The 5034-nt window shown below is 45.0% G+C and carries 7 protein-coding genes; 1 reads left to right on the top strand and 6 read right to left on the bottom strand.

Annotated elements, in window-relative coordinates; genetic code table 11:
- The 6 genes from B3O33_RS07705 to B3O33_RS07680 form a co-directional block, all read right to left on the bottom strand.
- Positions 1 to 1378: AAA family ATPase (locus B3O33_RS07705; protein WP_292363335.1), on the bottom strand; the 1378-nt coding region annotated here is incomplete at its 3' end.
- Between the two features lie 32 nt (positions 1379 to 1410).
- Entirely contained in the window at positions 1411 to 1737 is a 327-nt protein-coding gene (gene clpS, locus B3O33_RS07700) for an ATP-dependent Clp protease adapter ClpS (protein WP_292361400.1), read from the bottom strand.
- An 8-nt stretch (positions 1738 to 1745) separates the two neighbouring features.
- The gene (gene grxD, locus B3O33_RS07695; protein WP_292361401.1) at positions 1746 to 2057 is read right to left on the bottom strand and encodes a Grx4 family monothiol glutaredoxin; all 312 of its coding nucleotides are present in this window, start codon (positions 2055 to 2057) and stop codon (positions 1746 to 1748) included.
- A gap of 73 nt (positions 2058 to 2130) precedes the next feature.
- Positions 2131 to 2961 (bottom strand): phosphoserine phosphatase SerB, encoded by an 831-nt coding sequence (gene serB / locus B3O33_RS07690; protein WP_292361402.1) that lies wholly within the window; start codon positions 2959 to 2961, stop codon positions 2131 to 2133.
- 91 nt (positions 2962 to 3052) lie between these two features.
- Entirely contained in the window at positions 3053 to 3580 is a 528-nt protein-coding gene (ppa, locus tag B3O33_RS07685) for an inorganic diphosphatase (RefSeq protein WP_292361403.1), read from the bottom strand.
- A gap of 94 nt (positions 3581 to 3674) precedes the next feature.
- Positions 3675 to 4469 carry a sulfite exporter TauE/SafE family protein gene (locus B3O33_RS07680; RefSeq protein ID WP_292361404.1) on the bottom strand — a complete coding sequence of 265 codons (795 nt, stop codon included), beginning with the start codon at positions 4467 to 4469 and terminating at the stop codon, positions 3675 to 3677.
- Between the two features lie 120 nt (positions 4470 to 4589).
- On the opposite strand from B3O33_RS07680, the gene B3O33_RS07675 reads away from it, so the two are divergent.
- Positions 4590 to 5034, top strand: a 445-nt coding sequence (locus B3O33_RS07675) for an MATE family efflux transporter (RefSeq protein ID WP_292363334.1), incomplete at its 3' end; no start/stop codon positions are given.

Genomic DNA, 5034 nt, shown 5'->3' with positions numbered 1-5034 from the left:
CGAAAATAACGTGTTTCAGATTTGGCTCAAGATTACGCAGATTGTCTTTATCGGCATTGCTGACTGTTTTAGCCGGAATACGGGCAATCTTGGCAACGATCTGCTGCACATCGGGCACACCAATCATTTTTTTACGTTTTGATTTTGGCAAAATACGTTGTGCTGCACCGACTTCATCCAGTACATCAATCGCTTTGTCAGGCAGATAACGATCATTAATATGACGCGCAGCAAGTTCTGCAGCCTGTTCAATGGCCGCATTGGAATAACGCACATTATGATGCAGCTCTAATCCTGGCTTGAGGCCTTTAAGAATTTCAATGGTTTCAGCCACAGATGGCTCAGGCACATCAATTTTTTGAAAACGACGCGCCAAAGCACGGTCATGTTCAAAGATATTGCGATATTCCTGATAAGTGGTCGAGCCAATACACTTTAATTCCCCGTTAGCCAGTAATGGTTTAAGCAAGTTGGCTGCATCCATCGCACTGTTACCGGCACTTCCTGCACCGATCATGGTGTGAATTTCGTCAATGAACAAAATGGCATGATCCTGCTGTTTAATTTCGCGCAGCAGAGCCTTCAATCGTTTTTCAAAATCTCCACGGTATTTAGTACCAGCGACCAACGCGCCCATGTCCAGTGAATAAACCACGGCCTGTTCAAGCACTTCCGGCACTTCACCATCAACAATACGCTTGGCAAGACCTTCCGCCAGTGCAGTTTTGCCCACCCCGGCTTCACCGACAAACAATGGATTGTTTTTACGACGGCGGCAAAGGACCTGCAAAGTCCGTTCAATCTCATGGGCACGGCCAATAAGCGGATCGATTCGACCCAGTTTTGCTTCAGCATTCAGATTAGTCGCATATAGAGCCAAGGGGCTTTTACTTTCAGAATTGCCGTCTTCAACTTCAATCTTTTCGCTTTTGGTTTCTTCGGCCAGGTTTTCAATACCACCATGACTGATGGCATTCACCACATCCAGCCGACTGACATCCTGCTTCTGCAATAAATAAACAGCTTGAGATTGCTGTTCTGAGAAAATGGACACTAAAACGTTAGCACCAGTGACCTCTTCACCACCGGAAGACTGTACATGCATCACAGCACGTTGCAGAATCCGCTGGAAAGCCAAGGTTGGCTGAGTTTCACGCTCGCTGTCTTCGGCCAAAGTAGGCAAGTTATCGGCAAGAAAATCGGTCAGATCCTGACGCAAAGCATTGATATCCACCTCACAGGCTTTAAGTACCGCCAGCGCCTGTCCGTTCTCCAGCAGGGCCAGTAATAAATGTTCAACCGTGAGAAATTCATGGGATCTTTGTCGAGCATAGTTGAATGCCTGACTTAGCGTGTGTTCAAGTTCTTTACTCAGCATATTGCTATCCGCCTGTTGTCATTGCAGCCATCTCAATCCTGTTCCATGGTGCACTGTAGAGGATGCCCATGTCTTTGGGCATAACTGTTTACCTGTTCCACTTTGGCTTCGGCAATCTCAAATGTAAAGATCCCGCACAAAGCCTGCCCTTCTGTGTGCACTTGTAACATGGTACGTGTGGCACGTTCACGCCCCATATCAAACAAGGTTTCCAAAACCTCCACCACAAAGTCCATCGGCGTGTAATCATCATTCATCATGATCACCCGATATTTGGGTGGTTGTTTTAAATCAGGTTTAGATGGCGCAACCGCAAAACCGTTCTCGGCCTGCCAATCTTGATCACGTTTTTCTGCCATAGCAAAAATCAACTCGCTGCATCAACCATCTGTTTGAGTTCACCGCTCTCATACAGTTCCATAATAATGTCACATCCACCTACTAATTCACCGTTGATATAGAGTTGTGGGAAGGTTGGCCAGTCAGCATAGCGATGAAGATTTTCGCGTACTTCCGGGTCAGCCAGTACATTTACATAAGCAAATTCTGAGCCACAGGCAGTCAGCGCTTGTGATGAACGACTGGAAAATCCACATTGCGGAAACTCAGGCGTACCTTTCATAAACAGAATCACAGAATTTGATTCAATTGCCTGTTTAATGCGCTCCATAATATCCATCGATGTTACCTCTTTGTTTAGTTAGTTGTAGCAGATGGGGGCACCTGCTGTTAATTCAAGATTACGCCTTTGATTAAGATCGTTGCAATAGTCCCAACACACCATCGAGACCACAAAAATTAAATGTAGTATCGGCAACTTCCTGTACTTTGGGTTTAGCATGATAAGCCACACTCATACCGGCTTCAGCCATCATCAAAAGATCATTTGCACCATCGCCAATAGCAATGGACTGACTATTTTCTATACCCAGGTCAGCGCAGCATTTTATTAAAAAGTCAGCTTTGGCCTGTGCCCCACAAATGGCTCCTTTAACTTCTCCAGTCAGCAAACCATTTGCTTCCGCCAGCACGTTGGCCTGAGTAAAATCCAGATTCAAACGCTTTTTCAGCTTATCAGTAAAAAACGTAAAACCACCGGAAACCAGCGCTGTTTTCATACCAGCCTGTTGCACCGTTTTTAACATCAACTCTGCACCAGGATTGAGCATCAAACGTTCGTTATAGACCCGATCCAACATATCGACGGGCAATCCTTTTAATAAAGCTACCCGTTTTTTTAATGATGTTTCAAAATCAATCTCGCCGCGCATTGCCGCTTCGGTTATTGCCGCCACTTGCGGTTTAAGGTCCATAAAATCGGCAATTTCATCAATACATTCGATATTGATCAAAGTGGAGTCCATATCCATCACAATCAACCGGCAATCATCTGCCACAAAGTTGGCGGGTAAGACATTAATGTCTACTGGAAACTGTTGCCGCAACATGGTTAAGTCAGCATGCTGAGTATTTTCAATTAATGCATAGCGATTTTGCCAACGGCAGTTTCCAGCCAGTTTTTCGGCAATGTCATTGGCCAGTTCATGCGTTAATTGTGGTCCCTGAACAATAATCTGTGTCATGTTTTTATCCAGTCATAAAAGACAAACGGCGAACTGACTTATGTCAGCTCGCCGTATGCAAAGACAGTCGTGTTTACTAATTCAATGATAGTTATTTCACTTCATTCTGATAACGCGCAACACTATCAACAATTTCCTGTTTGGCGGCATCAATTCCCGCCCAACCTTCGATTTTGACCCATTTGTTTTTTTCCAAATCTTTGTAATGTTCAAAGAAATGCGCAATCTGGTTTAGCAAAAATTCTGGCACGTCATTAATATCTTTGACATGGTCATACATTTTGTCGTGAGGAACTGCGACGACTTTGGCATCTTCGCCTTTTTCATCTGTCATTTTCAGCATGCCGACTGGACGGCAAGCAACGACACAACCGTTAATTAAAGGAAATGGCGTTATCACCAGGACATCAACAGGATCACCATCATCCGATAAAGTATTTGGCACATAGCCATAATTTGCCGGGTAAAACATGGCGGTATTCATAAAACGATCGACAAACAGCGCACCGGTTGCTTTATCAACTTCATATTTGACCGGATTAGCATTAGCAGGAATTTCGATGATGACATTGATATCTTCAGGCAGGTTGCTGCCTGGGCCGACACGGTCAAGATTCATAAAGCGATTGCTCCAATATAAGATTAGGTTAGAAACGAAACCCGGCAATTATAAAAGAAACGGCGCTACCATCAAAGCCGATGTCATGCTGTCATTAGCGAATGAAAAAATAAACGGATACACAAATCAGTAATAACGAAAATAATCGGCGTAACCAATGTGACGGTAAAATTTTAGCTAAACGTGCCCCAAACTGAGCAAAAAATACACTGGTAACAATAATGCCAATAAATGCCTGCCAATTTACAAAGCCAGTTTGCCACACGGACTGCTGGCTTATTTCGCTTGGTGCAAACATAATAAAACCAAGTCCTCCGGCAATCGCAATCGGTAAACCGCAGCATGCAGCGGATCCAATTGCCTGCTGAATACTGAGACGGGCCATCACTAAATAAGGAACAATCAATGTTCCGCCACCGATGCCCACCAGCGCACTTATTACGCCACTCCCCAAAGCATAGATAGTCGAAGGTAAGCGATTCAATAAAACAGGATAGGAAGCGGTTGAATTAGGCAACCAAATACGTAGTGCCATTACCAATGCAAATATTGCAAACAGTATCTGCAGTTTGTCACCACTTATTGAGCTTGCCAGCAATGCACCACTAAAAGCGCCAATAATAAGTCCCGGCACCAATCTGCGAACCGCCAGAAATGAAATATTACCTATCCGCCAGTGAGCAAATATGGACGACATGGACGTGACAACAATTGTCATTAATGATGTCGCCACCGCCATATGAATCAGATATTCACTGGGTACCCCCTGTTTGCTGAATAACCAGACCAGGACAGGCACAATCACCAGTCCACCACCAATACCAAATAGCCCCGCAAGTGTGCCTGCCACCATGCCAGCTGAGGCATAACTCAGCCACTCAATCCACATTGGCTTCACATCCGTAGGTTATGCTGTTTTTTTTCGCTAAAATCATGCTGTTTTCCAAACTGAAGATTGTTTAAAGCTTAAACCGCCTGCCCTGAACGAGGGCTTTTTACGGATATCAAATTGTCGAATCACACTGTAACCCACCGCCAAGTTTGGCATATTGCCGGTCCAATGATCATTGCCAATATCTCCACCCCGCTGTTGGGCATGGTAGATACTGCCATGGTTGGGCACCTCAGTGCAGCCCATTACCTGGGAGCCGTGGCGATTGGCAGTATGATTTTCACCTTTGTTTTCTGGGGATTCGGCTTTCTCAGAATGGCGACCACAGGTCTCACCTCTCAAGCCTATGGGGAAAACAACACCCCAAAAATGCAGGCGGTATTAATGCAAGCCATCTGGCTGGCTTTGATAATTGCTCTGTTGTTACTGCTGATACAGCTCCCGATTCGTCATCTCGCTCTTCAGCTGGTCAGTAGCAGTGCTGAAGTGGAACATTTTGCTGCTGTATATTTTGATATCCGGATCTGGAGCGCGCCAGCAACATTAATTAATTACGCCATAC

The organism is Methylophaga sp. UBA1464 (assembly GCF_002325665.1).
In the GTDB taxonomy this organism is placed as follows: Bacteria; Pseudomonadota; Gammaproteobacteria; order Nitrosococcales; family Methylophagaceae; genus Methylophaga.
Note: the sequence above shows the minus strand (reverse complement) of the source record. Positions and strands in the feature narration are given on the sequence as shown.

What these genes read in the sequence shown, in the direction of transcription:
- serB (WP_292361402.1), bottom strand. Translation starts at nt 2,961, where the DNA reads ATGACACAGATTATTGTTCAGGGACCACAATTAACGCATGAACTGGCC.
- grxD (WP_292361401.1), bottom strand. Translation starts at nt 2,057, where the DNA reads ATGGATATTATGGAGCGCATTAAACAGGCAATTGAATCAAATTCTGTG.
- B3O33_RS07680 (WP_292361404.1), bottom strand. Translation starts at nt 4,469, where the DNA reads ATGTGGATTGAGTGGCTGAGTTATGCCTCAGCTGGCATGGTGGCAGGC.
- ppa (WP_292361403.1), bottom strand. Translation starts at nt 3,580, where the DNA reads ATGAATCTTGACCGTGTCGGCCCAGGCAGCAACCTGCCTGAAGATATC.
- clpS (WP_292361400.1), bottom strand. Translation starts at nt 1,737, where the DNA reads ATGGCAGAAAAACGTGATCAAGATTGGCAGGCCGAGAACGGTTTTGCG.